Origin of the sequence: Thalassolituus sp. UBA675 (assembly GCF_002297765.1) — a bacterium.
Classification (GTDB): Bacteria; Pseudomonadota; Gammaproteobacteria; order Pseudomonadales; family Oceanobacteraceae; genus Thalassolituus.
On record NZ_DBNJ01000008.1, the window covers coordinates 16,973 to 42,298 of the forward strand.

General features: G+C 51.7%; 25 protein-coding genes and 1 other RNA gene. 13 read left to right on the forward strand and 13 right to left on the reverse strand.

Features of this window, described 5'->3' with window-relative positions; all coding sequences use genetic code 11:
* The 3 genes from B3007_RS03050 to B3007_RS03060 are packed head-to-tail and all read left to right on the forward strand — an operon-like array spanning window position 1 to window position 2,737.
* Window positions 1-522 carry a DUF2271 domain-containing protein gene (locus B3007_RS03050; RefSeq protein WP_301377143.1) on the forward strand — a complete coding sequence of 174 codons (522 nt, stop codon included), beginning with the start codon at window positions 1-3 and terminating at the stop codon, window positions 520-522.
* A 10-nt stretch (window positions 523-532) separates the two neighbouring features.
* Complete coding sequence (locus B3007_RS03055) at window positions 533-1,357, forward strand: DUF4198 domain-containing protein (RefSeq protein WP_301377141.1); 825 nt, start codon at window positions 533-535, stop codon at window positions 1,355-1,357.
* 3 nt (window positions 1,358-1,360) lie between these two features.
* The gene (locus tag B3007_RS03060; RefSeq protein WP_301377139.1) at window positions 1,361-2,737 is read left to right on the forward strand and encodes a sulfite reductase subunit alpha; all 1,377 of its coding nucleotides are present in this window, start codon (window positions 1,361-1,363) and stop codon (window positions 2,735-2,737) included.
* 9 nt (window positions 2,738-2,746) lie between these two features.
* Here the strand turns inward: B3007_RS03060 and B3007_RS03065 are convergent, their stop codons facing one another.
* From B3007_RS03065 to B3007_RS03095, 7 genes are all read right to left on the reverse strand, one after another.
* Window positions 2,747-4,549, reverse strand: a complete 1,803-nt coding sequence (locus B3007_RS03065; RefSeq protein WP_348655035.1) for a diguanylate cyclase — start codon at window positions 4,547-4,549, stop codon at window positions 2,747-2,749.
* Window positions 4,470-4,982 (reverse strand): 7TMR-DISM family protein, encoded by a 513-nt coding sequence (locus B3007_RS15615; RefSeq protein ID WP_348655033.1) that lies wholly within the window; start codon window positions 4,980-4,982, stop codon window positions 4,470-4,472. Before B3007_RS15615 ends, B3007_RS03065 begins: the two co-directional genes overlap by 80 nt.
* Entirely contained in the window at window positions 4,892-5,380 is a 489-nt protein-coding gene (locus B3007_RS03075) for a hypothetical protein (protein ID WP_301377137.1), read from the reverse strand. The genes B3007_RS15615 and B3007_RS03075 overlap by 91 nt, the downstream gene beginning before the upstream one ends.
* Before the next feature lie 405 nt (window positions 5,381-5,785).
* On the reverse strand, window positions 5,786-6,616 hold the full coding sequence (locus B3007_RS03080; protein ID WP_301377136.1) for a sulfite exporter TauE/SafE family protein: 831 nt from the start codon (window positions 6,614-6,616) through the stop codon (window positions 5,786-5,788).
* Window positions 6,617-6,618: 2 nt separating this feature from the next.
* The gene (locus B3007_RS03085) at window positions 6,619-7,647 is read right to left on the reverse strand and encodes a methionine synthase (protein WP_301377134.1); all 1,029 of its coding nucleotides are present in this window, start codon (window positions 7,645-7,647) and stop codon (window positions 6,619-6,621) included.
* Between the two features lie 30 nt (window positions 7,648-7,677).
* Window positions 7,678-8,652, reverse strand: coding sequence for a DUF1852 domain-containing protein (locus B3007_RS03090; RefSeq protein ID WP_301377133.1), 975 nt, complete (start codon window positions 8,650-8,652; stop codon window positions 7,678-7,680).
* 238 nt (window positions 8,653-8,890) lie between these two features.
* Window positions 8,891-9,790 carry a LysR family transcriptional regulator gene (locus B3007_RS03095; protein ID WP_301377132.1) on the reverse strand — a complete coding sequence of 300 codons (900 nt, stop codon included), beginning with the start codon at window positions 9,788-9,790 and terminating at the stop codon, window positions 8,891-8,893.
* 173 nt (window positions 9,791-9,963) lie between these two features.
* Here B3007_RS03095 and B3007_RS03100 point away from each other — a divergent pair, with 173 nt between their 5' ends.
* On the forward strand, window positions 9,964-10,746 hold the full coding sequence (locus B3007_RS03100) for an NAD(P)H-flavin reductase (RefSeq protein WP_301377131.1): 783 nt from the start codon (window positions 9,964-9,966) through the stop codon (window positions 10,744-10,746).
* A gap of 264 nt (window positions 10,747-11,010) precedes the next feature.
* On the opposite strand, the gene ssrA is transcribed toward B3007_RS03100, so the two are convergent.
* Window positions 11,011-11,369, reverse strand: a transfer-messenger RNA (tmRNA) gene (gene ssrA / locus B3007_RS03105).
* 122 nt (window positions 11,370-11,491) lie between these two features.
* On the reverse strand, window positions 11,492-11,974 hold the full coding sequence (smpB, locus tag B3007_RS03110) for an SsrA-binding protein SmpB (protein WP_068435346.1): 483 nt from the start codon (window positions 11,972-11,974) through the stop codon (window positions 11,492-11,494).
* 104 nt (window positions 11,975-12,078) lie between these two features.
* Here smpB and B3007_RS03115 point away from each other — a divergent pair, with 104 nt between their 5' ends.
* From B3007_RS03115 to B3007_RS03125, 3 genes are read left to right on the forward strand one after another with little or no spacing between them, the layout of a single operon-like run.
* Window positions 12,079-13,554, forward strand: coding sequence for a sodium-dependent transporter (locus tag B3007_RS03115; protein WP_068435348.1), 1,476 nt, complete (start codon window positions 12,079-12,081; stop codon window positions 13,552-13,554).
* Between the two features lie 45 nt (window positions 13,555-13,599).
* On the forward strand, window positions 13,600-14,031 hold the full coding sequence (locus B3007_RS03120) for a type II toxin-antitoxin system RatA family toxin (protein ID WP_068435363.1): 432 nt from the start codon (window positions 13,600-13,602) through the stop codon (window positions 14,029-14,031).
* Complete coding sequence (locus B3007_RS03125; RefSeq protein WP_068435350.1) at window positions 14,024-14,329, forward strand: RnfH family protein; 306 nt, start codon at window positions 14,024-14,026, stop codon at window positions 14,327-14,329. The genes B3007_RS03120 and B3007_RS03125 overlap by 8 nt, the downstream gene beginning before the upstream one ends.
* Here the strand turns inward: B3007_RS03125 and B3007_RS03130 are convergent, their stop codons facing one another.
* Window positions 14,330-14,728: an outer membrane protein assembly factor BamE gene (locus B3007_RS03130; RefSeq protein WP_068435352.1), complete on the reverse strand. Its 399-nt coding sequence runs from the start codon at window positions 14,726-14,728 to the stop codon at window positions 14,330-14,332. It lies immediately after the preceding gene.
* Between the two features lie 104 nt (window positions 14,729-14,832).
* On the opposite strand from B3007_RS03130, the gene fur reads away from it, so the two are divergent.
* Window positions 14,833-15,222: a ferric iron uptake transcriptional regulator gene (gene fur / locus B3007_RS03135; protein WP_068435355.1), complete on the forward strand. Its 390-nt coding sequence runs from the start codon at window positions 14,833-14,835 to the stop codon at window positions 15,220-15,222.
* Between the two features lie 98 nt (window positions 15,223-15,320).
* On the opposite strand, the gene recN is transcribed toward fur, so the two are convergent.
* Window positions 15,321-16,997 (reverse strand): DNA repair protein RecN, encoded by a 1,677-nt coding sequence (gene recN / locus B3007_RS03140; RefSeq protein ID WP_301377129.1) that lies wholly within the window; start codon window positions 16,995-16,997, stop codon window positions 15,321-15,323.
* 166 nt (window positions 16,998-17,163) lie between these two features.
* Here recN and grpE point away from each other — a divergent pair, with 166 nt between their 5' ends.
* From grpE to dapB, 4 genes are all read left to right on the forward strand, one after another.
* Window positions 17,164-17,736 carry a nucleotide exchange factor GrpE gene (gene grpE / locus B3007_RS03145; RefSeq protein WP_301377128.1) on the forward strand — a complete coding sequence of 191 codons (573 nt, stop codon included), beginning with the start codon at window positions 17,164-17,166 and terminating at the stop codon, window positions 17,734-17,736.
* 124 nt (window positions 17,737-17,860) lie between these two features.
* A complete protein-coding gene (dnaK, locus tag B3007_RS03150) occupies window positions 17,861-19,777 on the forward strand; it encodes a molecular chaperone DnaK (RefSeq protein WP_301377127.1) in 1,917 nt (638 codons plus the stop codon).
* 246 nt (window positions 19,778-20,023) lie between these two features.
* Window positions 20,024-21,148 (forward strand): molecular chaperone DnaJ, encoded by a 1,125-nt coding sequence (gene dnaJ / locus B3007_RS03155; protein WP_301377126.1) that lies wholly within the window; start codon window positions 20,024-20,026, stop codon window positions 21,146-21,148.
* 245 nt (window positions 21,149-21,393) lie between these two features.
* Entirely contained in the window at window positions 21,394-22,197 is an 804-nt protein-coding gene (gene dapB / locus B3007_RS03160) for a 4-hydroxy-tetrahydrodipicolinate reductase (RefSeq protein ID WP_301377125.1), read from the forward strand.
* A 106-nt stretch (window positions 22,198-22,303) separates the two neighbouring features.
* On the opposite strand, the gene B3007_RS03165 is transcribed toward dapB, so the two are convergent.
* Both B3007_RS03165 and B3007_RS03170 read right to left on the reverse strand, forming a co-directional pair.
* Window positions 22,304-23,068, reverse strand: coding sequence for a hypothetical protein (locus B3007_RS03165; RefSeq protein WP_301377124.1), 765 nt, complete (start codon window positions 23,066-23,068; stop codon window positions 22,304-22,306).
* 123 nt (window positions 23,069-23,191) lie between these two features.
* Window positions 23,192-23,806 carry a TetR/AcrR family transcriptional regulator gene (locus tag B3007_RS03170; protein ID WP_301377123.1) on the reverse strand — a complete coding sequence of 205 codons (615 nt, stop codon included), beginning with the start codon at window positions 23,804-23,806 and terminating at the stop codon, window positions 23,192-23,194.
* 366 nt (window positions 23,807-24,172) lie between these two features.
* Here B3007_RS03170 and carA point away from each other — a divergent pair, with 366 nt between their 5' ends.
* Window positions 24,173-25,321 (forward strand): glutamine-hydrolyzing carbamoyl-phosphate synthase small subunit, encoded by a 1,149-nt coding sequence (gene carA / locus B3007_RS03175; RefSeq protein ID WP_301377121.1) that lies wholly within the window; start codon window positions 24,173-24,175, stop codon window positions 25,319-25,321.
* The last annotated feature ends 5 nt before the right edge of the window (window positions 25,322-25,326 follow it).

Sequence of the window (25,326 nt, forward strand, 5' to 3'; positions counted from 1 at the left end):
ATGAAACTAATTAAATCCGGACTGATGACCGCGGTTGCCTTCGCATCTTTTACGCAGGCACACGCGGCTGATTTCTCTGTCTCTGTAGAGATCCCGAAGCTGGACGTCGCCGAATATCATAAACCCTACGTCGCTGTCTGGATTGAAGATAATCGTAATCAGGTCGTGAGTAATCTCGCGGTCTGGTACGACGTGGATATGCGGAACGCCGAAGGCGAAAAGTGGTTGAAAGATATGCGCCAGTGGTGGCGTCGCAGTGGGCGCTCACTGGAAATGCCGGTCGATGGTGTCAGCGGTGCAACCTACGGCCCGGGTGCTCATGATCTTGAATTTACTGTTGGCGAGTCCCCCCTAGCAGACCTGCAGCCGGGTGATTATCGCTTGCGTGTAGAAGCTGCACGGGAAGTCGGTGGACGTGAGTTAATCAATATCCCATTCAGCTGGCCGCAGAGCAGCGAAGTGACTTTTGAAGAACAGGGTAGCTCTGAACTGGGCGCTATCGAACTGACCATCAAACCTTAAGGAAATGCAGATGAAAAAGAATCTATTAAAGCCCCTGGTACTGAGCGCACTGGTTGCAAGTACGCTCTCAGTGGAAGCACATCGCGCCTGGATTCTCCCACAGGAGACACAACTCTCAGGCGAAGATCGCTGGGTTGGTTTCGAGGCTGCAGTTTCTAACGATATTTTTGTCGCTAACTATCACGCCGTTCGTTTCAATGATCTGGTCGTTCTTCAGCCAGACGGCGATAAACACGAAGCAGAAAATCTGCATACGGGTAAATACCGCACTGTCTTCGATGTAAAACTCGAAGAGGAAGGCACCTACAAAATCTTCACAGCGAGCACAGGTATGCGTGCCATGTGGGAAGAAGACGGTGAGCGTCGCATGTACCCTGGGCGTGGCGAGCAATATACCGAGGAAGGTTTTGCTGAAAACGTACCGGAAAAAGCCGACAAGCTGCGCATCATGCAGTCTTCCCGCCGTATGGAAACCTTTGTCACGCTTGGTGCACCGACCAATGAAACGCTGAAGCCAACGAACACAGGGCTGGAACTGGTGCCAGTAACGCACCCGAACGATCTGTATTCCGGTGAGCAAGCGACTTTTAAGTTTCTGATTGATGGTGAGCCTGCTGAAGGCGCTGAACTGACCGCCATTCGTGAAGGAACCCGCTATCGCAACAGTCAGGATGAAATTACTGCAGTCGCAGATAAAAAAGGCGAAGTTACTCTGAGTTGGAAAGGCGCGGGTCGCTATTTTATCGAAGTCGAATATAAAGACGATAAAGCGAAGAAACCTGCGACGGAGCGCACGGGCTCTTACGTGACTGTGCTTGAGGTTCTGCCGGACTGATCTATGTTGACGGTTGCTCCTTATATTCAGGCTGGAGTGCTCACTCTGGCCTGGGTTGCTTTCACAGTCTGGTGCTATCGGACTGTGATCGCCCGACGTATCGAAGCAAGGCAGCATTCCGATGCCCGAACTGTCGTTGCTTTTGCCAGTGAGAGTGGCTCTGCCGAGGCACTTTCACTGCAACTGGTCGATATTCTCAGAAGTCAGGGAGCTAAAGTACTTCATCAGCCTCTTAATCAGGTGACGCCAGATCGCCTGAGTCAATGTCGCTCTCTTTTTGTGATTGCGAGTACCTACGGAGAAGGGGATGCGCCGGACAATGGTCGCTTCTTTATTCCTTCGTTGAAAAAAACATTGGCGATATATCCTGAGCTGGGCTTCTCAATTCTCGGATTGGGAGATACAACCTATGAGCATTTCTGTGGATTTTCATACGATATAAATACGGTTTTGCTTGAGCGCGACGCTCAGGTGCTGGCGCCGCTGGTGGCCGTGGATCGTAATGATCCTGAGACGATTGCGTCCTGGTTTACTCAGCTCGCAGACGCTGGCGTGATTCATCCTGATCAACTTAATTCGATTGAATTTTCGGATAAAGCGCCAGTCAATCCTCAATATCCTTTGCGTTTTAAGGGACGTCGTCACCTTAACTCCGGAAGTCCCGGTGCGCCGATATACGAAGTCACACTGGATGTCAGAAATCAGTTCAGCTGGCAGGCGGGTGATATCATTCAGCTTCATTTGCAGGGGCAAATTCGCGAATACAGTATAGCCAGTATTCCGGAGGAATCTGAACTGACACTCTTGATCCGGGAGCAGAACCATCCTGATGGCTCGCCTGGGCTAGGGTCTGGCTGGTTGTGTCATCAGGCGATGGTGAATGACACTGTTGGCGCTTCTGTGCGTTGTAATCCGTCTTTTCACTGCTCGGCGGATGCAGAGAAACTGATATTAATTGGCAATGGTTCCGGGCTTGCCGGACTCAGGGCTCACTTGAAAGTCAGAGATATGTCTGGGCAGCATGATAACTGGTTAATCTTCGGAGAGCGCTCTCCACTGTTCGACCGCCACTGGGATAAACAACTGACAGAATGGTATGACTCAGAGCACCTGACGTATCTGAATCGCAGTTACTCCCGCGCTGACTCGCTGGAACTGGCCTCAGTAACCGGTGAAGCGAGCAGAGGATATGTTCAGGATGTTGTTTCCGAACACAGTGATCGCCTCAAACGTTGGATTAATGCCGGGGCGACGATCCTTGTATGCGGCAGTCGTGATGGCATGGCTCAGGATCTGGAGCACCAGCTTGGAAGTATTCTGGGTAGCGAAAAACTAGAAGCTTTGACGGCAGAGGGACGCTACCGTCGGGATGTCTATTAATATTGAGTGTCAGCCCGCCTCGTTCAGCTGCTCTGAGCGGGTGACCTGATTCCGACCGTTCTCTTTAGACTGATACAGACAGCTGTCCGCGACGCTCAACAATTTTTCTTCCAGTCCGGGTTGCGATGGAATCGTGCATGCAACGCCGATACTGATCGTCATATTCTTACTCTGATTACCTTGCGTCACGGTTGTTTTTTCAAATGCTGACCTGAGCATCTCGCCAACCTGTGCAGCGCGCTCTTCGGTTGTCTTAGGCAGGACGACAACGAACTCTTCACCGCCGTAGCGGGCTGCAAATGCTCCCGGCATAGTGACCACCTTGCGGATAAGTTGGGCCGCACGCACCAGACACAGGTCACCAAACGCGTGACCGTAGTTATCGTTCAGTTTTTTGAAGAAATCGATGTCGACCATCATGACACTGATCGGATGTTGATCTTTGTATGATTGCTCATAGTGGTCGCGGAAAACCTGATCGAAGTATCTGCGGTTAAAGAGTTTGGTCAGGCCATCGGTGACGCTCAACTCTTCAAGGCGGCGGTTGGCCTTTTCAAGGGCAGATGTTCTCTCTTTTACCTTGTTGTCTAACTCCTGATTCATCGCGACCTGCATATCGAGTAGCTTGGTCTGAGAGTTAATCCTCAGCTCTTTCTCCTGATTCATCTTATCGGCAAAGGCGATTGAGAGGAGTGACAGTTCCGCAATAAAGCCGATCGCAAAGGCATGGTTACCCAGCTCTGTTGCTGGAATCTTCCCGGTCATATCCAACAGGTACCAACCAATAAAGACCAGGTGTGCAAACCAGGCGATTGTGAACAGACGGGCCGACTTCATACCCATGATCCAACCTTTGATACCGATGTAGAATGCACAGACAACACCGAACAAGGCGATTGAGTGACCCAGCTTCACAATCAGGCTGTAGGGCACGGTGAAGCTCGCAATCGACATAACGATCAGAGTGAATAACATCAGGTAGGCGACGGAGCGATCCAGAACGGAACCGAAGTTCTTCAGATCAATAAACTTAAGAACAAAGGCCATCGCAGTAAGTTGAACAAACGGCGCGAGGAACGCGATCACTTGGTTATTGACGCCGGGTCTGTCCCCCCAGAAATACTGCTCACCAAAGCCAAACATGGTGGCCTGCATAACGCCGGCACTGAGGAGGTAAAGTACATAGAGGATGTACGAGCTTTCCGTCAGCGAGAAGTACAGAAACAGGTTATAGAGCGCCATGATGGCGATAATTCCGAGGAAGGCGCCTGCCCATAGGTACAGCAGTTTTTCTTCTTCAGCGGCTTCCTTGTAGTTCATCAGATCCAATGGCATCAGCAGCGGGCCGGGTGTAGATATCCGGATGTAGATTTCCTGCTCATCGGCGCTCGCATCGTCAAGCGGGAACCAGAAGGTTCGCTGATCAATAGGGCGACTATCAAATGGCAGCTGGTCACCTGCTGAGAAGTGACGGATCATTCTTCCACGCTCAAAAAGGTAGAAGTCGACGTAGTCATGATGTGGGTAGTTGAGGCGCACAATGGGTTGCCCGAAGGCTTCAGACACGCCGGCAAGGCGTACTCTCGCCCAGACCGGCTGGCTGGTTTGCCCGAGGTTGTTGTTAATGTTCTGGCGGTGGTGCCAGTCTTCTTCCGGACGCACGAGTATTTCGTCCAGCGTTTCTCCGTTCCGCTCTGATACGAACTCGAGTAGCGGTAAGAGACTGACTTTGTCACCGGTGAAATGGACGGTTTCGATGGCGTGAGCCCGGTGCGCCAGAAGAGCGGCAATCAGAATCGTCAGAGACAGCAGTGCCTTGCACCAGCGCGCTACTCAGTGCGACTGCAAAGTTATTGTCGAACAGAGACGTGTCTGGCCAGAAGTACTGATACCCAAGCCCCTGAAGAGTTAACTGGTGTAGCCCGACACTCGCCATATACACGAGATAATAGATGTAAGCTGTATCGCGCAGAGAGCCTGAAATAAAGGCATTGTAGGCGAACATGATGAGCAGAATACCGAAGTAAATACCAAGGGCCATCGATGTATTACGATCCTGGAGTCTGCTCTCAGCACCGGTCACCAGACTGAAAGGGATCAGTAGTGGACCTGGAGTGCTGATGCGGAAATACACCTTAGCGTCTGTCGACTGATTCAGCTTTTCAAGAGGAAACAGAAACGTTCGTTGGTCGACAGGGCGGGAGTGAAAGCCACGTTGGTCGCCGGTATAAAAGCTCTGTACCACACCCGATTCAGATACCAGAAAGACATCGATGAAATCATAGTGAGGGTAATCGAGTAGTAAGCGCTGTCTGCCTTCAGATTATTCGTGCCCGTAAGATCAACGCGGAACCAGGTGGTACCATAGTCGCGCCCCAGGCTTCGGCTGGTTTGAGGAACACCAGACCAGCGGTTATCCGGCAGGCTCATGATTTCTGAGAGGTTGTCTTCTCCTTCGTCGGGCTGAACCTGCACTACGTAGTTCGAGAGAGCGAGTTCGTCTGTCAGCTGTTGCAGGTCCAGGCTCCGAGCTTCACTCGCGTTAAGTTGAAGAGTAAACATCAATAAAAGACAGGCGATAAGCGTCACAGCACACTGGTGTGCTGTGTAACGTATTCCCCTGGTGATGTTCTGAACTGGCACTTAACCGTGCTCCTTATTGTTAGATTCTGAGATACCCGATGTCGGTGATCTTCAGTACAGCGTCCAGAATAGCCCCAAGTCGCAGCAAAGTAGTGCATACAAGTCACAATCTATCTTATTGACCGGGAAATTTACCTTTCATTGACGGGTGTCTATCTGGCTGAGTGTTGAGCATTGAAAGAAGAGTAAAGGAACTGTTGAATACAGTTGGGCCTGGATTGGGGGATTACGTCGAGGCCATGACTAGTAACCACGAATCGGCTCAAGAGGATAAGGTTAAAGCGAGGAGTAAGGCAATTAAGTGAGATGACTCTGAGTGGAGAAAAAGCCTGACCGCTCATACAGTCTCCTGCAGAGAGTGTCCGCTAGAGTCTGGCCAGGCAGTCAGGCGATTTATGACGTGAACTACAGCGAGAGTTGTACCAACATACGTAACCCGGTAAACAGCAGAACAATGGCAAAGATTTTTTTGAGCAATCCCGCATCAAGTGATGAGGCAAGCCGGGCGCCCACGGGTGCGAACAGTACCGTCAACGGCACTATGCAGATAAAGCCGATCAGGTTGACTAAACCAAAGGTGCCAACGGGTGCATCTTCTGGGGTCGTACCTAGTAAAAGCATCACCAGTGCGCCTGGCAACGCAATAATTAGCCCGATTGCCGCTGCCGTTCCCACGGCTTTATGCGCAGGATAGTTAAACAGGGTAAGCAGTGGTACAGAAAGCGTGCCCCCACCTATACCGACCATCGCACTGAAAAAACCGATTGACGATCCCATGACGGCCTGGCCGCCAGGATTGGGTAATCCCGGGAACAATGCGGGCTTTCCTGCTCTGAACAACATGTTCAGTGCCGCAAGTGTTGCAATGATACCGAACAGGAGGGTCAGCCAGTCGCCGTCTGCGCGAGTTACCAGCCAGCTTCCTGCCAGAACACCCGTCAGGATAAACAGACTCCAGCGTTTAAACAGATCAAGATCTACATTGCCAAGCCGGTGATGTGAGCGGATTGAACTGATGGAGGTCGGAATGATCGTTGCGAGTGAAGTGGCTGTCGCGACTAACATGGCTGAGTCGGCCGAAACGCCAAATCCCTGAAACAGGAAATACAGCACAGGCACAACCACAATACCGCCGCCGACACCCAGCAGCCCAGCAAGAATTCCAGCGAATACCCCTGTCACTACCAATGCCAGAATGGTCATCAGGTGACCCGACATAAATTCAATAATATCCATGTTTAATCCGCCAGTTCTTTGCGAATGATCTCTGCGCCAGCCGCCAGAGCCTGCAACTTCTGACGTGCAGTCTCCCGTGAAAGAGGGGCCATACCACAGTTTGTGCAAGGATAAATCTTATCGGCATCGGCGTATTTCAGTGCTTCACGAAGCGTCGCCGCGACTTCTTCTGGCGTTTCAATCGTATCGGTTGCTACGTCGATGGCGCCCACCATAATCTTCTTACCGTGAAGTAGAGTCAGAACTTCCATCGGGACGCGGCCGTTATGGCATTCAAGTGAAACAATATTAATGCTGGATTTCTGAATCGCAGGAAACGTTGCTTCGTAGTGACGCCACTCAGCACCGAGTGTCTTTTTCCAGTCGGTATTTGCTTTAATGCCATAGCCATAACAGATATGCACAGCGGTCTCACAGGTCAGACCCTCCGTCGCTATTTCCAGCGCTTCGAGGCCCCAGCCATTAACCTCATCGAGGAATACGTTAAAGGCTGGCTCATCAAACTGAATAATATCAACGCCGGCCGCCTGTAACTCACGAGCCTCCTCATTCAGAGCCTTGGCGAGCTCGAATGCGAGTGTCTTACGATCCTGATAGTAATCATCGTAGAGGGTATCAACCATAGTCATAGGCCCGGGTAGAGCCCACTTAATCGGCTGGCTTGTCTGACCGCGCAGAAACTTAGCATCTTCAACAAACACCGATTTCTGACGACTCACCGGACCAATCACCCCAGGTACATTGGCGTCGTAACGGTCGCGGATACGCACGGTTTTCTTATTCTCAAAATCGACGCCGCTCAGATTTTCGATAAAGGTGGTCACAAAGTGTTGGCGGGTCTGTTCACCATCACTGACGATATCGATGCCTGCGGCCAGTTGTTCCTGAAGCGAGACGCGTAGGGCATCCTGCTTCCCATCGAGCAGCGCTTTACCTTCGAGTTTCCATGGCGACCAGAGTTTCTCGGGTTCTGCTAGCCATGTGGGTTTAGGCAGGCTGCCTGCCGTTGACGTTGGAAGTAGCTTTTTCATTGTTAGCTCTATCTGAATACAGTTAATAGTTCAGGCGAAATCGGCTGACCATTTTTCAAGAATTTTCTGGTACGGCTTAATGAAGTGTTCTTCGGCGAACTTGCCCTGTTTAACTGCCAGCTGGCTGCGTTCGTCGCGGTCATACACAACCTGAGTAAGTGAGTGATCACTGTGTGTCAGATCAGGTTGATACTCGTACCCGGCGGCGGAATTAGCATTGTAAATTTCAGGCCGATAAATCTTCTGAAAGGTTTCCATGGTGCTGATGGTGCTGATCAGTTCCAGATTCGTGTAGTCCGTAAGCAGGTCACCGATAAAGTAAAATGCCAGTGGAGCGACACTGTCTGGCGGCATAAAATAGCGGACGTCGAAGCCCATTTTTCGGAAGTACTGTTCTGTCAGCGAGGTCTCATTCGGAGTGTATTCCACCCCAAGAACCGGGTGCTGGTTTTCAGTGCGGTGATACGTTTTGGTGTCTGAAACACTGAGGCAGACAACGGGTAATTTGCTGAAGTTCTCTTTGTACGTGTCGGACTTAAGAAAGTCTTTAAATAGCTTGCCGTGCAGTTCGCCAAAGTCTTCGGGAATACTGAATTTTTTCTGGCCAGCATTGTATTCACGAAGCAGTACGCTGAAGTCATAGTCGCGCACGTACGACGAAAAGTTATTACCTACGATCCCTTCGATACGCTTATTGGTCTTATGATCGATAATATTGGTTTTGAGTATCTCAATAGAGGGGAAGCCGTGGCCATTGCCCTCGACATCAATATCGACAGAAATAATTTCAAGCTCAAGCGAGTAACGGTCGCCACGTGAGTTATCCCACGGAGCCAGAGCATTAAAGCGGCGGTCAATCATTCGCAAGGCGCTGCGCAGATTTGCTTCGCGTTGCTCACCCCGGGCAAGGTTGGCGAAGTTAGTGGTGACGCGCGTGGCATCGGAGGGCGTGTAATCTTCATCAAAGATCACACGCTTGATCGTGTATGAAAAACCGTTACTCATGACTGCGTATCTCCCGTTTCCCAGGTTCAGTGTTCGATGTCGTCGTTCCGAAACTGACTCAATACCGTCTCGGATACGATCTGAGAGCACGTTTTACGCTTTTTTATATATGAGTAAAATTGATTTTATATAATCAATGCATGAGGGATTGTAATGGGTTGGTGGGCGACGAGGGCTCCCCACCCAGCATGGCTCTGAAAATGGCCGTACACCTAAGTAGGGTAAATCCTCCACTGGCTCAGGCAGAAAAGGGGTGCTCGTAGTCTTTCGCGAGATCAATAAAGGCCTTCAGATAACCGATCTCCTCGTCGCCTTCCCGCGTCCCCAGGAAGATCTGCTTCGCAATACCCTGTTCTCCCAGGCGAACAACATCGAGTGGTAGTCGCTGGCAATATTCTTCTGCTAACCAGCGAGGCAAGGCAGCAACACCGCGCTGACAAGCGACCATTTGCAGCATGATCTCAGTGGTCTCACTGGTCTTATGTTGCTTGGGGACTACTCCCGCAGGTGTCAGAAACTGTGAGTAGATATCCAGACGGTCGGTGGCGACGGGGTAGGTCAGCAAGACCTCATTGCGCAAGTCTTCTGGCTCCGCGAATGGCTGATTCGTGAGAGTATGATCTTTGGGCACCACTAGTACCTGTTCGTAATCAAACACTGGGGTAAAGCTCAGGTTACTTTTGTAAAACGGGTCAGGAGTGACCAGCAGATCAATTTCATAGTCAAGCAGGGCACCGACACCACCGAACTGAAATTTCTGTTTAACGTCGACATCCACATCAGGCCAGGTGTCCAGAAACGGAGACACTACCTTCAGGAGCCACTGGTAGCATGGGTGACATTCCATCCCGATACGCAGAGTGCCACGCTCCCCCATAGCCATCTGCTTCAGTTTATCTTCAGCATGAAAGAGCAGAGGCAGCACCCGGTTGGCGATGTTGAGCAAGTACCGGCCTGCCTGAGTGAGTCTGAGACTGCGACCCTCGCGAAGCCAGACAGGCGTTCCCAGGTTGTCTTCGAGTTTGCGCACCGTATGACTGAGTGCGGACTGAGTGACGCACAGCTCTCTGGCAGCGGCCGTCAGTGAGCCATGCTCTTCGACGGCCTGAATGATTCTGAGATGACTACGTTCGATCATGGCTTATCCATCTAATGATGAAGAAAAGTAATTGAATGGTGAAAATATACCATTTTTATTCATTGAACGAGTTTTCTAAGCTTATCCACCATCAGAGGTCAGAGTCCGGAAGCGGGCACCGAGGGCCTGTTTAATTAGTGTTAACAGGCCCTAACAACGTGAGTGGATGAATAATGAGTGAAGTGGCTGCAGTAGACATACCAGAACGATATTCCCATGAGTGCCGGGTAGCGAGTGTACGCTTCCTCAACCGGGGCACATTCCAGGTGGAGCTGGAATCGTCGACAGATGCTGCCCTACGCTATATTGCTGGCCACTATTTACAGTTGAATATCGATATTGATGGGCAGGCTCACTCTTTGTTTTACTCGGTCGCTAATCGACCTGACAGTAAACAACCGGGCAGGTTACAACTCTTCATACAGAACGGCAGTCTGTTCACCGAAAAGCTGTTACGTCGCCTTGTGCAAATTTGTGGCCGCCAGGAACACCTGAACGTGGCACTGCCAATGGGGCGCGCTTTTTTACAAAGCAACCTGAAACAACCCCATCTGCTGGTCGCGGCAGGGTCGGGGATATCAAAAATAAAATGTCTGGCCGAAGAAATAGTAGCAAGAGATCCGAGTGCAGACGTCAGACTGTATTGGTCAAATAAAAATATTGATGACTTCTACCTGCTCGAAGAATTCCGGGAATGGGAAACTCAGGACGAAAACCTCAGTTTTACACCCATACTCGAATCTGAACATCCAGAGTGGAACGGGCGCACGGGATTTATTTTCGAAGTCATCCAGGAAGATCAATACGTCTCAGATAATACAGTCGCTTACCTCTGTGGGTCGCCTCGAATGGTGTATGGCACTATTGATCAGCTGGCACCGTATGGGCTAACTGAAGCGAACTGCTACTCTGATGTTTTTGAGTATGCGCCGCGGGATAAGCGGGTTGCGGTGTGATTGCTTCGAGCAATTATGCGAGAAGAAATTGGGAATAGGATGAGTTTAGAATTGTGATCCTCAGACAAATAAAAAGGCCCGGCCGGAGACAGAGGCGGGATTGTACTCTGGGCCATCAATGGCCCAGCCCCTTCGGGCGCCTGCGGCGGTACTGATTGCTCCAGGCAATCAGAAGAACCCGGAACTATGATCGATTCAGAATCACAATCGTCAGACAAATAAAAAGGCCCCACCTGAAAAACAGGTGGGGCCTTTTTATTTGTTTGGTGGAGATGGCGGGATTTGAACCCGCGTCCGCCAATCCTCCACTAGAGGATCTACATGCTTAGTCTTCTCTATTGATTTAGTTCGTCACGGGCCGAGAGACAGGCCGTTCGGAACGAGCTGGATTACGTTTAGTCCTTTGGCTCCCAGCAAAGCCTCCGGACGATCCTGTAGGGCTGCGCCCTCGTCCCCCGGTTACAGGAACCCGGGTTCGGAGGTAAGCGGGGCTATTAGGCCGCTAGTGCGTAAGATTCGTCGTTTGCGAATATTTAAATGTACAACGTTTATTTACGAGATCGTCGTACGCTCTCGGCATGCACCCATAGCTTTGTAATCAACGTCGAATCCAGATCATCCCCGAATTCTGGTCGCTCTCAGCCAGGAGCTGGATCATTTCTGATCCTTGTTCTTTAGATAGGGTTAATTAGTGGAAGTTCAACCCCAGAACAGTCGCTAATATAGCACAGGTTGCAGTGAGCTGTCAGCGCACTGAGTGCTTCATAATGCGTTCTTTCTGCTTCGCCCAGTCACGGTCTTTGGCCGTGTTGCGCTTGTCATGGCTCTGCTTACCTTTGGCGAGGGCAATCTCGGCTTTGACGTGATGCCCCTTCCAGTAGAGTGCAGTGCAGACACAGGTATAACCTTTCGCCTGTACCTTCTGTGAGTAACGCTCAATCTCACGACGATGCAGCAGCAACTTGCGCTGGCGGCGAGGTTCAGCAACAACGTGCGTTGATGCCTGAGTCATCGGTGTAATCTGGGCATTATGCAGCCAGGCTTCACCACGATGAAACTCGATAAAGGAATCCAGCAGCTGAACTTTGCCTTCACGAATCGATTTCACTTCCCAGCCGACCAGCTCAAGACCTGCTTCGAGCTTATCTTCCAGAAAGAAATCGTGTTTGGCCTTTTTGTTCAGCGCGATTGTTGAGGAGCCGCTATTGGCTTTTTTCTTTTTACTCATCGCGTCAGTATAACTGACAGTGAGTCTGAAGGGCAGAGGGGTGCGCTTGAGGCAAACGTTTAAATTTCGGACAATAGCCCCTTCGCAGAATAAGGATAATGGTAATGACGTCAGATAAGCGCGGTATGCATGGTATCTGGGCTAGTCGCTGGACATTCATTCTTGCGGCCGTGGGTTCGGCTGTAGGATTAGGTAATATCTGGAAGTTCCCTTACATCACCGGTGAATACGGGGGTGGGGCATTCGTGATGGTGTATCTGCTGTGCATTCTGTCGGTAGGTATTCCGGTCATGATGGCCGAGGTGTTGTTGGGGCGTAAGGCCCGGATGAGCCCGATTAATACGATGCATCGCCTGACTACCAAGTACAAAGCGCCAGAGTTTTTCTCGGGCATCGGCTGGATGGGCGCGGTCGCAGGTTTCTTTATTCTGTCGTTTTATAGTGTCATCGCTGGCTGGACGCTTTATTACTCTCAGGCGATGGTGACTGGCACCTTTGTAGATATCAGCGCCGAAGATGCAGGCGCCTTGTTTGGTGGTTTGCTGGCAGATCCGGCGACTCTGATTGGTTATCACACACTGTTTCTTTTTCTCGTCGGATTTGTCATTTCACGAGGCGTTCACCGTGGGCTGGAAACGTCTCTACGTTTGTTGATGCCGCTTCTGTTTGTGATGTTGCTGGTGCTGCTGGGATACAGCCTGACTACCCCAGGGTTCAGTCAGGGGTGGGATTTCCTGTTTCGTTTTGAGCCTGAAAAGCTGACTCAGGAAGCGATTATCACTGCCCTTGGACACTCATTCTTTACGCTGTCGCTGGGTATGGGCGCGATTATGGCTTACGGAGCCTATATGCCAGCGAACTCCAGACTGGGTAAAACCATTCTTACCGTAGGCGCACTGGATACACTGGTGGCTCTGGTCGCGGGGCTGGTGATCTTCCCGATCGTTTTTTCAAATGGTCTGGAGCCTGGTGCGGGTCCGGGACTGATGTTCCAGACATTACCTATTGCGTTTGGTCAGTTGCCTGGCGGCATTGTAATTGGCACGGTGTTCTTCGTATTGGTAGCGATTGCAGCCTGGAGCTCGGCTATTTCATTGGCTGAGCCTGCTGTTGCCTGGGCGGTAGAGAAAGGGTTCAGCCGTGGTCGTGCCACGATCGCCGTGTGCGCGTTGGCCTGGGTGATGGGGTTGGGTACTGTGATGTCATTCAATCACTGGGAGAACCATCAGTATTTCGTTACTGTGTCAGGAGTCGATGCTGAAGGTGACGTGCAGCAGGATGACTTTTTACTGTACGCGGATGTCGCCGTTTTGAAGGAAACATTGGGCTCAACAGGTGGGCTTGAGTACGAAGTGAAAGGTAAAACCTTCTTCGATGTACTCGACTTCCTGACGACGAACATCCTCCTGCCAGTGGGCGGTGTGCTGATATCTCTGTTTGTCGGGTGGTTTATGACCCGCAGAGCCATTGCAGATGAAGCACGTATGAAAAGTGAGCGGCTGCTTACTCTCTGGCGCTTTATGATTCGAGTTGTATCGCCGCTCGCGGTATTATTCGTGTTTTATCATGGCCTTCTGTGAGGCCTTAATGATGTGCCCTATTGAATTAACAGTTGGTTGAGTCAGATGACCCGAATATCGCGAAGCGCGCTTGTTTTACATACCGCAGAGCAAATGTTTGACCTGGTGAATGACGTGCGTCGGTACCCTGAATTCCTTCAGGGCTGCGAATCGACGCATGTGATCGATGAGTCTGAGGATTTTATCGAGGCCAGGCTAACGCTCGCCAAAGCCGGTTTTGAGCAGAGCTTTACGACGCGTAATGAACTCAATCGCCCGGAAACGATGAAAATCAGTCTGGTTGAAGGGCCATTCAGCAAATTCACCGGTACCTGGCACTTTCAGAAGCTGTCTGATGAGGCCTGCAAAGTAACGCTTGAGCTTGAGTTTGAAATGGCCAGCCGAATTGCCGGAGCCGCCATGGGAGCGCTATTTAAGCAGGTAGCCGGAATGATGGTCGACGCGTTTGTTAAGCGCGCGAAGGAAATATATGAGTGACGAAAAAATTCAGGTTGAGGTGGCGTACGCCTTGCCTGATAAGCAAAAAATTATCGCGATTGATGTCGTGCCGGGCACAACCATGATTCAGGCTGTTGAGGCATCCTGCATCGTGGACGAGTTTCCAGAACTGGATCTGAGTGCCGCCAAGTTTGGAATTTTCGGTAAGGCAGTGCGTTCGCCTGACACTGAAGTACTGAAAGCAGGGGATCGGGTAGAGATATACCGTCCCCTGATTATTGATCCTAAGCAGGCGCGTGCCAATCGCGCTGCCAAGGCAAAGAAAGCCGAAGGGTAATTACTCTTCGACGGTCGGGATCGTCGGGTTGCGCTCTTCAGGCGGCACTTCGCTGGTCTGGTTTTCTTCGCTGAACTCTTCGGGCGGAATCTCACCACTGTAGTGGCTGTAAAGCGCAGCGTCGTCGAAATGCAACGTAACCTGATAGCGTTTGGCGATTTTATCTCTCACTTCGAGGGTGTAGATGTAATTCCAGCGCTGATCTGAGAATGGGTTTCTGGCGACAGGGTTGCCCATCAGGTAAATGACCTGACGTTCAGTCATGCCGGGCTCCAGCTGATCCAACATGTCCTGGGTAACGATATTGCCCTGTTGAACGTTGAGTTTGTAGACACCTGGGAAGGTACAGCCGGAAAGGGTTGCAAAACCCAGTAATCCGGTCAGAATTAAAGCTCGCATAGTCAGGGTTAAATCCGGGCATTAGTTATTAAGAATGGACGGGATGATACCTGATCACCCCATCCACTGTGAAATGATAGAGGAATACCGTGTCAGAACAGAACATGGAACTTCGTAAAGCGGGCCTGAAGGTCACGCTGCCCCGAGTCAAAATTCTCAGTATTCTTGAGAGTAACCCAGAAGCGCACATGAGTGCTGAAGACGTGTATCGTTCATTGATCGACGCGGGTGAAGACGTGGGTCTTGCCACTGTTTATCGTGTACTGACTCAGTTTGAAAGTGCGGGTCTGGTTGAACGTCACAACTTCGATGGCGGCCATTCTGTATTCGAACTTGCACGTGGAGAGCACCACGATCACATGGTGAACGTCGAAGATGGCACCGTGATTGAGTTCTCTAACGAACAGATTGAGCGTCTGCAGCACGAAATTGCTGAAGAACATGGCTTTGATCTGGTTGATCACAGCCTGGTACTGTACGTTCGTAAGAAGTGACGTCAGGCTATTATTAGCAAGTACAATCAAAAAGAGCCGCAATTGCGGCTCTTTTTTATATCTGTTTATACCTACTGATACGTTATGAGCCAGACGCCTTAAGAACCTGCCATGGCCAGCATTTCACCCGCATGAGCCAGTGTCTGTTGAGTGATTTCAACGCCGCCCAGCATGCGCGCCAGCTCTTCTTTACGCTGAGAGGTACTTAGCGTGCGGATGCTGGTATGCGTCGCAGAATCACCACTGACTTTACTCACCTGAAAGTGATTGTGCGCCTGTGCCGCCACCTGAGGCTGATGGGTCACACACATAATCTGGGCCTGGCCACCAAGTTCGCGCATCAGGCGCCCAACACGTTCGGCAGTGCCGCCGCCTACACCTACGTCGACTTCATCGAAGATCAGGCATGGGGTATGAGACGTTGCTGCAGTGACGACCTGAAGCGCCAGACTGATTCGTGAGAGTTCGCCACCGGAAGCCACTTTAGCCAGAGGGCCAGCAGGCATTCCTGGGTTGGTCTGCACTTCAAAGCCAACAAAGTTCAGCCCGTGGGGATTCAGGTCGTCCTCAGACAACTCATCACAGCGGGTTGTGAAAATGGCTTTGCCAAGGCCAAGAGAGTCGAAGTGACTGCTTACTGCGTTACTCAGTTTGTTGGCCGCTTTCTGACGCTTAGCAGACAGCTGCTGAGCGTCTTTCAGACAGATCGCTCTGAGATTGGCCACTTCTTCTTCCAGTGCTTCAAGGTCATCGTCCGACAGGCTCATGGCTTCCAGTGTCGCTTCCTGTTCCTGCCAGTGTGCATATAGCGACTCCGGCCGGATCTGATGTTTGCGCGCCATGCTGTACAGTTCACTCAGGCGAGCATCGATCTGCTGCAGACGATGTGGGTTCATATCGATGTTATCAAGATACCGCTGCAGGGAGCTGGCCGCTTCGTCCAGCTGAATCTGTGCCTGATTCAGCATGTCCCGGACTTCGTCGAGCAGGGGGTGTGTATCGTTGATGTTATCGACCTCCTGCAGTGCCCGATGAATCATCTGGCTGGCAGCATCGTCGCCGGAGTCTCCACCGTTGCAGACGATCATGGCCGACTGGCCACAGATCAAGGTGTTCTCTGCACCGGATAACCGTTTTTGCTCGAGCTCCAGATCGTTGAGCTCGTCTTCTTTCAGGTCCAGTTCGCGCAATTCACTGACCTGATACTCAAGCAGTTGTCTTTGCGCCAGAAGTTCGCTGCTGGATTCGCGCAGTGTCTGTAAGCGCTTCTCTTCTTTCTTCCAGGCTGAAAATCCACGACGAACCGTCTCTGCGAGCGGGTTTAACCCTGCATAGGCGTCCAGGATGTCGCGGGCGGCGTCTTTCTCCAGCAACCGTTGATGTGCGTGTTGCGAGTGAATGCCGATAAGGTGCTGGCCAAGATCACGAAGGTCAGCAGCGGATACTGGTCGGCCATTCACATAGCCTCGCGAGCGACCTTCTGCAGAAATGACCCGACGAAGTATGACGTTATCGTCGTCGGCGGGGAGTTCATGCTGCCTGAGCCACTCCAGAGCGGCGGTATTGGTAGAGAACGTAGCAGCGACATCGGCTTTATCCTGCCCCTGTCGCACTGCTCCGGCTTCTGCACGTTGCCCCAGTGTCAGCCCCAGTGCGCCCAGCAGAATAGACTTACCGGCGCCGGTTTCACCGGTGATAACCGTCATGCCTTGAGAGAAATCGAGCTCCATATGCTCGATCAGGGCAAACTGATGAATCGACAGTGAGGTCAGCATACGACATCCTCTGATCTGAATGTATATACAGTGTTTTTATATACAGTATCGATTCCTGTCAAGGTGTTTTCCAGGATCAGGGATTGAAAACAGGGGTTGAACTGCCAACGGCCGGCCCCATATAGCCGACAGCGATATGAATTAAGACCGATGACAGAGGTGACTGATGTCTGAAGAACAGAAACCCCAGGAAGAAATTCTGGAAGAAGCTGCCGAACAGGAAACTGTTGAAGACACTGAGGTAGAGGCAGAAGCCCCGGCTGATGCTGAGTTGGAAGCTGCCCGTGCGGAAGTGGCAGAAGCCAAAGATCAGGTCCTGCGTGTGCAGGCTGAAATGCAGAATGTTCGCCGTCGTGCAGAGCAGGACGTCGAAAAGGCGCACAAGTTCGCTGTCGAGAAGTTCGCCAACGAAATGTTGACCGTTGTCGATAATCTGGAGCGCGGTCTGGCTGCAGCGCCGGAAGAAGAAGCGACCAAAGCGATCCGTGAAGGTATGGAAATGACCCTTTCCGGCTTAATCAGTTCGCTTGAACGCTTCAAAGTTGAGCAGGTAAACCCGGAAGGCGAGCCTTTCAACCCAGAGCTACATCAGGCAATGAGCATGGTCGAAAATGCAGAGCTGGCGCCGAACACAGTGATGGCAGTAATGCAGAAGGGCTACACCCTGAATGGCCGTCTGTTACGCCCAGCGATGGTGATGGTCAGCAAAGGCGCCGCTCAGATCGACGAGAATGCCTGATAAAAAGTATGGAATAAGGTCTTGAAAGCAAAAAACGTGACCTTATATAGCTAACAACGACAGATAACGCTGTTTTTACAAAGTTTCAGATAGCCGCAGCAGGCGGCAAATTGGAGATTCAATTATGGGTAAAATTATTGGTATCGACCTCGGCACCACTAACTCATGTGTTGCGATTATGGACGGTGACAAGGCGCGTGTTATTGAGAACGCCGAAGGTGATCGTACAACCCCTTCTATCATCGCTTACACCGACGACGAGACTCTGGTTGGTCAGTCTGCAAAACGTCAGGCTGTTACTAATCCACAGAACACGCTGTTCGCAGTTAAGCGTCTGATCGGTCGTCGCTTCAAAGACGACGTCGTTCAGAAAGACATCAAAATGGTGCCTTACAAAATCATCGAAGCGGGCAATGGTGACGCTTGGGTTGAAGTGAAAGGCGATAAGTTTGCACCGCCACAGGTGTCTGCAGAAGTTCTGAAGAAAATGAAGAAAACTGCAGAAGACTACCTGGGTGAAGAAGTGACTGAAGCAGTAATTACGGTTCCGGCTTACTTCAACGATTCACAGCGTCAGGCAACAAAAGACGCCGGTAAAATCGCGGGCCTCGAAGTCAAGCGTATTATCAACGAGCCAACTGCAGCGGCGCTGGCGTACGGTATCGACAAGCAGTCGGGTGACCGTACTATCGCGGTATACGACCTGGGTGGTGGTACATTCGATATCTCTATCATCGAAGTTGCGGACGTAGACGGCGAGAAGCAGTTTGAAGTTCTGGCGACCAACGGTGACACCTTCCTTGGTGGTGAAGACTTTGACCTGCGTCTGATCGAATACCTGGCGGACGAATTCAAGAAAGAAAGCGGTATCGATCTGCACAACGACCCGCTGGCCCTGCAGCGTCTGAAAGAAGCCGCAGAAAAAGCGAAAGTTGAGTTGTCTTCAAGCCAGCAGACTGACGTAAACCTGCCGTACATCACTGCTGATGCGTCTGGTCCTAAGCACCTTAACGTCAAAGTGACCCGCGCTAAGCTGGAGTCGCTGGTAGAAGAGCTGGTTAAGCGTTCACTCGAGCCATGCCGCACTGCACTTGCGGATGCTGATCTGAGTGCGTCAGAAATTGACGAAGTCATTCTGGTGGGTGGTCAGACCCGTATGCCAATGGTTCAGAAGGCGGTTTCTGAGTTCTTCGGCAAAGAGCCACGTAAGGATGTTAACCCGGATGAGGCAGTTGCTGTCGGTGCATCGATTCAGGGTGCGGTACTGTCAGGCGATGTTAAAGACGTTCTGCTGCTCGACGTGACTCCGCTGACCCTCGGTATCGAAACCATGGGTGGCGTAGCAACCCCAGTGATTGAGAAAAACACCACGATTCCGACTAAGAAATCGCAGGTATTCTCAACCGCAGAAGACAACCAGACCGCTGTGACTATTCACGTGGTACAGGGTGAGCGTAAGCAGGCTGCGCAGAACAAGTCACTGGGTCGTTTCGACCTGGCAGACATTCCGCCAGCAGCACGTGGTATGCCACAGATTGAAGTGACCTTCGACATCGACGCTAACGGTATTCTGAACGTAAGCGCGAAAGACAAGGCGACTGGCAAAGAACAGTCCATCGTGATTAAAGCGAACTCGGGTCTGAGCGACGAAGAGATCGAGAAAATGGTGTCTGACGCGGAAGCAAATGCTGAAGCGGATAAGAAGTTCGAAGAAATGGTTCAGGTTCGCAACACCGCAGATGGCCTGATCCACGCGACTCGTAAGACACTGGAAGAAGCGGGCGACAAAGCGACCGATGATGAGAAATCAGCCATCGAAGCAGCCATCGCAGACCTGGAAGAAGCACTGAAAGGCGACGACAAAGACAACATCGAAGCCAAAACCAATGCTCTGACAGAGGCGTCTTCATCTCTGGCTCAGAAACTGTACGCAGAGCAGGCAGCACAGGCGGAAGCCGCAGGTGGTGCAGAGCAGGCGGACAGCAGCGCTCAAGATGATGATGTAGTGGATGCTGAGTTCGAAGAAGTAAAAGACAAGTAATATACGGACCTGGCTGCGTTGCTATCGCGGTGTTGGAAAAGAGTTCGGAATGCTCATGTATGACTTATACACTGCGCTTCCTCACTCTTTTCCGCCTTGCGCTAGCGGCCTCGCCGACGGTCCGGAGACTGCGTGACGAGTTTTTGTTACGCCTTTGTCAAAGTAAGAACAGTGGACGCGGCAACCAGTTTGCCGCGTTTTACTTCGTAGCGGAGCTGCGAAGCGGTTTTAATTAACAGGTGAATCATGTCCAAGCGGGATTATTACGAAGTTCTCGGTGTTAGCCGGGATGTCGACGCGAAGGAGCTGAAGAAGGCTTACCGTAAACTGGCGATGAAGTACCATCCGGACCGTAACCCGGATGATAAAGATGCAGACGCTAAGTTTAAGGAAGCGACTGAAGCCTACGAAATTCTGGGTGACCAACAGAAGCGTGCCGCGTACGACCAGTATGGTCACGCAGGTGTCGACCCGAACGCCGGTGGCGGTGGTTTCGGTGGCGGCGGTGCTAACTTCAGCGACATCTTTGGCGATGTGTTCGGTGATATCTTTGGTGGCGGCGGTGGCCGGGGCGGTCGCGGTGGCCCACAGCGTGGTTCTGATCTGCGTTACACCATGGAGCTTTCTCTCGAAGAGGCCGTGCGCGGTATCGAGAAGAAAATCCGTGTACCCACCCTGACAAGTTGTGAAACCTGCGATGGCTCAGGAGCCAAGCCAGGTACGTCACCTAAGACCTGTGGTACCTGTGGTGGCGCGGGTCAGGTGCGTATGCAACAGGGCTTCTTCTCTGTGCAGCAGACTTGTCCGACCTGTCGTGGTCAGGGCACTATGATCGAAGATCCGTGCAACAGCTGTCACGGTCGCGGAGTGAAAGAAGAAACCAAAACGCTTTCAGTGAAAATTCCACCGGGTGTCGATACCGGTGACCGTATTCGTCTGTCAGGTGAAGGTGAAGCAGGTGCCATGGGTGGGCCAGCCGGTGACCTCTACGTTCAGGTGTCGGTGAAAGAGCATGAGTTGTTCCACCGGGATGGTCGCAACCTGTACTGTGATGTGCCGATCAGCATCGTTGATGCAGCGCTTGGTGGCGAACTTGAAGTGCCAACCCTTGATGGTCGTGTGAAACTGAAGATCCCAGCGGAAACACAGTCAGGCAAACTCTTCCGTCTGCGCGGTAAAGGCGTTACGCCAGTCCGTGGTGGTACCGCCGGTGATCTGCTCTGCCGTGTGCAGGTAGAAACGCCAGTGAACCTGAACTCAGAGCAGAAAGATCTGCTGATGAAGTTTCAGGAGTCGCTGACGGGAGAAAAGCATTCGCCACAAAAAAAATCCTGGTTTGAGGGGGTTAAACGCTTCTTCGAGGACATTTGACCAGACCTGCCTGCATCGTCATTACGGCGTTAAAAGAGGCCCGGAAATGCTCATGTATGACTTATACACTGCGCGTTTCCGGGCCTCTTTTGCCTTGTACTGACTTCTTCGTCAACGGTCTGGCGTCGTAATTTGTAGTAGCGCACCCCATGCGCGACACTCTGGCCTTTCCCGCGCTTTTCCTTACCTCATGCCTTCGGTATCCTTAGGCCGTCTATTTATCCTATCTACAAAGCAGAAGAATAATGACCCGAATTGCTATCACCGGTGCTGCCGGTCGTATGGGGCGTGTGCTGATCGAAGCCGTCCACAATGATGAAGCTGCTGAAGTCGCAGGTGCGATCGTTCTTGAGAATGACCCTATGGTTGGTGTTGATGCCGGTGCCATTGCTGGTCTGGCCACGACCCTGGACGTGAAGGCTGTCACTTCGGTCGAAGAAGCAATCCCTCACTTCGATGTACTGATCGATTTCACGTCACCAGAGTCGACCATGGCGAATGTCGAACTGTGCCAGAAGCATGGCAAAGGCATTGTGATTGGCACGACAGGACTGACCGATGAGCAGAAGTCCAAGCTGAAAGCCGCCGCTGCGGACACCCGGATCGTTTTTGCGCCGAACTACTCAGTGGGTGTGAACCTGTGTCTGAACCTGCTGCGCATGGCAGCCAAGGTGATGGGTGAAGACAGTGATATCGAAGTGATCGAGATGCACCACCGTCATAAAGTCGATGCGCCATCCGGTACTGCACTGCGCATGGGCGAAGTCGTTGCAGAAACCATGGGCTGGAATCTGAACGAAGTGGCTTGTTACGGCCGCGAAGGCCAGACGGGTGCTCGCCCACACAAGCAGATTGGTTTTGAAACCATTCGCGGCGGCGACGTGGTGGGTGATCACACCGTGATGTTCGCCACCGACGGCGAGCGTGTCGAGGTAACGCACAAAGCGCAGAGTCGTATGACCTTTGCTAAAGGTGCGGTGCGGGCGGCTAAGTGGCTGACCGAGCAGCCGGCGGGGCTTTACGATATGCAGGACGTTTTAGGCTTCTAAGCTGACCTCCTGAACTTGCCCATGCGGCGTTAAAAGTCAGCGCGGAATGCTTATGGTTAACTTAGTTACTCCGCTTCCTTGCTGACCTTTTTCGTTTGATCAGCAATCAATCGTCGTTCGGGTCCAGTGGATCGCTGTCGTCGATATTATCAAGCTTAGCCAGCAGGCGACGTAGACCGTCTTTGTCCTGAGCGACGCTAGAAAGGTCGTCTACAGAGGCGTCACTGAAGTCACGTTCGCCATCTTCAAGCAAGTCACGCATGCCGCTCAGTGTCACGTAGGGAGCACGGCTTGATACCGCGTTGGCTAGCCATGAAGGCAGTTTACCTGCAAGGTCAACGAAGGTGGTGAAGCGTACTTTCGTCATATCTTCGCCAAGTGGCGTGATCTCAAACAGGTTCGAAAATTCGCGGATCTTCACCATGTTGTCATGCTCTGGAACAGCCTCGTCTACGTTACGGCTGCTGATGTAAATCACGTCGTTCTCGATCCACGATTTGCTTTTGATCGTTACGTAGCGGGCAGCGACGGGCCATACGCCCTTGTATTCCATGTAGCTGTATTCCGGCGGGACAGCCGCGCTGTCGCGACAGAAGTAGACCCACTTGTGCAGGTCTTCCGGTGTATCGATGGTCAGCAGAATATTCAGCGCGGGCTCGTTAAGAATCACTTCACCGCGAAACTGTTTTACGTCTGCGCCCGGGATTTCACGGCGCCAGGTTGAGACCTCGCCCACGTCGTCGCCTGAGGACGTGACTTCCCATGGGATGGAATCATCGATTTCTGTGACTTGTGGTTCAGCGTGCGCACTGAAAGGTATGGCCAGTAGCAATGCAGCGGCCGCCGCACAGGAAAACATTGCGCGTTTCACGGTATGAGTCTCTTGTTGTGATAATTTTTAATAGGTTAACCCCGAGAGGCCATGCTATGTAAGGTTGTTCTGGGCCGCAAGCGGAGAACACGCCACGTGTGTGGCGCGTTATAACCCTAGGGGTCAGGCGGGGCTAACCCCAAGAGTGTGACTGAAGCCTCTTGATATGAGTTCGCGGATGGCAGACTCGTCTTCTGTGTCAGGACTGAAAACCATCATTACCAGCATATGGGCATTGCCTAAGGCCCATCGGGCCCGGTCATGAGCGGGCAGACCGGGAGCCAGCCGACCGTCATTAACGGCATTTTGTATCTGTGTTTCTATCAGAGACATCATCTGGTTCTGAAATGTGAGATAGCGTGGCCATGTATCTTCACGAACCGAAGAACTCCATTCCAGCCATATCTTAAAATAGTCTGGATAGGTCTTACACGTCTGAATGATAGTGGTGATGCAGTGGTCAAGAACCTCTGCAGCACTGCCTGGTTTCTCGACGGAGGAAAAAGAGAGGTCGATGAGGTAATGTTCAACTTCGTCCAGTACTTCATCTACCAGAGCTTCACGGGTATTGAAGTAGTTGAAAACTGTAGCAACTGAGACTCCGGCCCGTTGAGCGATTTCAGTGTGCCCGGCCCGGCCGATACCGCGAAGAGCAAACACTGAGATAGCGTCTTTCATCAGTAGTTGTTTGCGCTTGGAAGGATTCAGTCTGCGGCGGACGTGCGCTTCTCCATGCATGGTCTGGCCCCGTGTTTAATTATTTTCCTGATGGGTCATCAAGTATGGGGCAAGGCTGATAAAAAAGGGAATACGTTAATAACAAAACTTATACAATAGTATTAGTTTGTATCAGGGCTGTAACTCTTCGCGGAAACGTCTGGTGGGATTAGCTCACGTGGACAATCAGTCAATATTTCTGTATCATCCCGCGCAATTTACGTATGTACAGCGGACGCCAGTCTCGCACTGTCAGAATTGATCCGAAAGCGGGATGGAGTCATAAAAGTCACCATCCCGCTTTTTTACGGCTCACACATGGGCGACGAAGGCATCAACACGCTACGTACGCTTTCCAGTTTTATCGCAAAGTTCGGGGAACGAGTCTTGTCTACGCCAGCAATTCTAGCTCTTGAAGACGGCAGCATCTTTAAAGGTACCAGCATCGGTGCTGAAGGTCTGTCTGTAGGGGAAGTGGTCTTTAACACCTCCATGACCGGTTATCAGGAGATCCTTACCGATCCTTCTTATGCCCGTCAGATGGTGACTCTCACCTATCCACACATTGGTAACTACGGTACTAATGATGAAGATGCAGAGTCGAATGAGGTTCATGCTACGGGCCTGATCATTCGTGATCTGCCACTGATCGCTTCCAGTTTCCGTAACCAGAAAGCGCTTGATGTGTACCTGAAAGAACACAATGTTCTGGGTATCGCGGACATCGACACACGCCGCCTGACCCGCATCCTTCGTGAGAAAGGCTCTCTCAATGGCTGCATGATCGCACGTGAAGACGCGCACTCAGACGCGGCTATCGCCGAAGCGGTCGAAGCTGCTAAAGGCTTCCCGGGTCTGAAGGGCATGGACCTCGCTAAAGAAGTCACTGTTTCAGAGTCGTATAAGTGGACTGAATCAGACTGGACGCTGGGTCAGGGTTACGGCCAGGTCAGTGATCCTAAGTTCAAAGTCGTGGCATACGACTACGGTGTGAAACGCAACATTCTGCGCTTATTAGCAGAGCGTGGTTGTGATCTGACCGTCGTACCGGCGCAGACGCCCGCGTCTGAAGTGCTGGCAATGAATCCGGACGGTATCTTCCTGTCCAATGGCCCGGGCGACCCTGAGCCGTGTGATTACGCCATCAGTGCGATCAAAGAAATTCTTGAAACTAAGATCCCTGTGTTCGGCATTTGCCTCGGGCATCAGTTGCTGGCTCTGGCGTCCGGCGCCCAGACTGAAAAAATGCCTCACGGTCACCACGGTGGTAACCACCCGGTTCAGGACATCGAGACGGGTCGCGTGATGATCACTGCTCAGAACCACGGTTTTGCTGTGACTGAAGCGTCACTTCCTGCGAACGTGAAGGCGACGCACAAGTCGCTGTTCGACGGTACTCTGCAGGGTATCGCGTTGACGGATCGTCCGGCATTCAGCTTCCAGGGTCACCCTGAGGCGAGCCCAGGTCCAAAAGACGTTGCGCCACTGTTCGACCACTTTATTGAATTGATTGAAGCTGCCCAGGCCGCGAAGTAACAGAA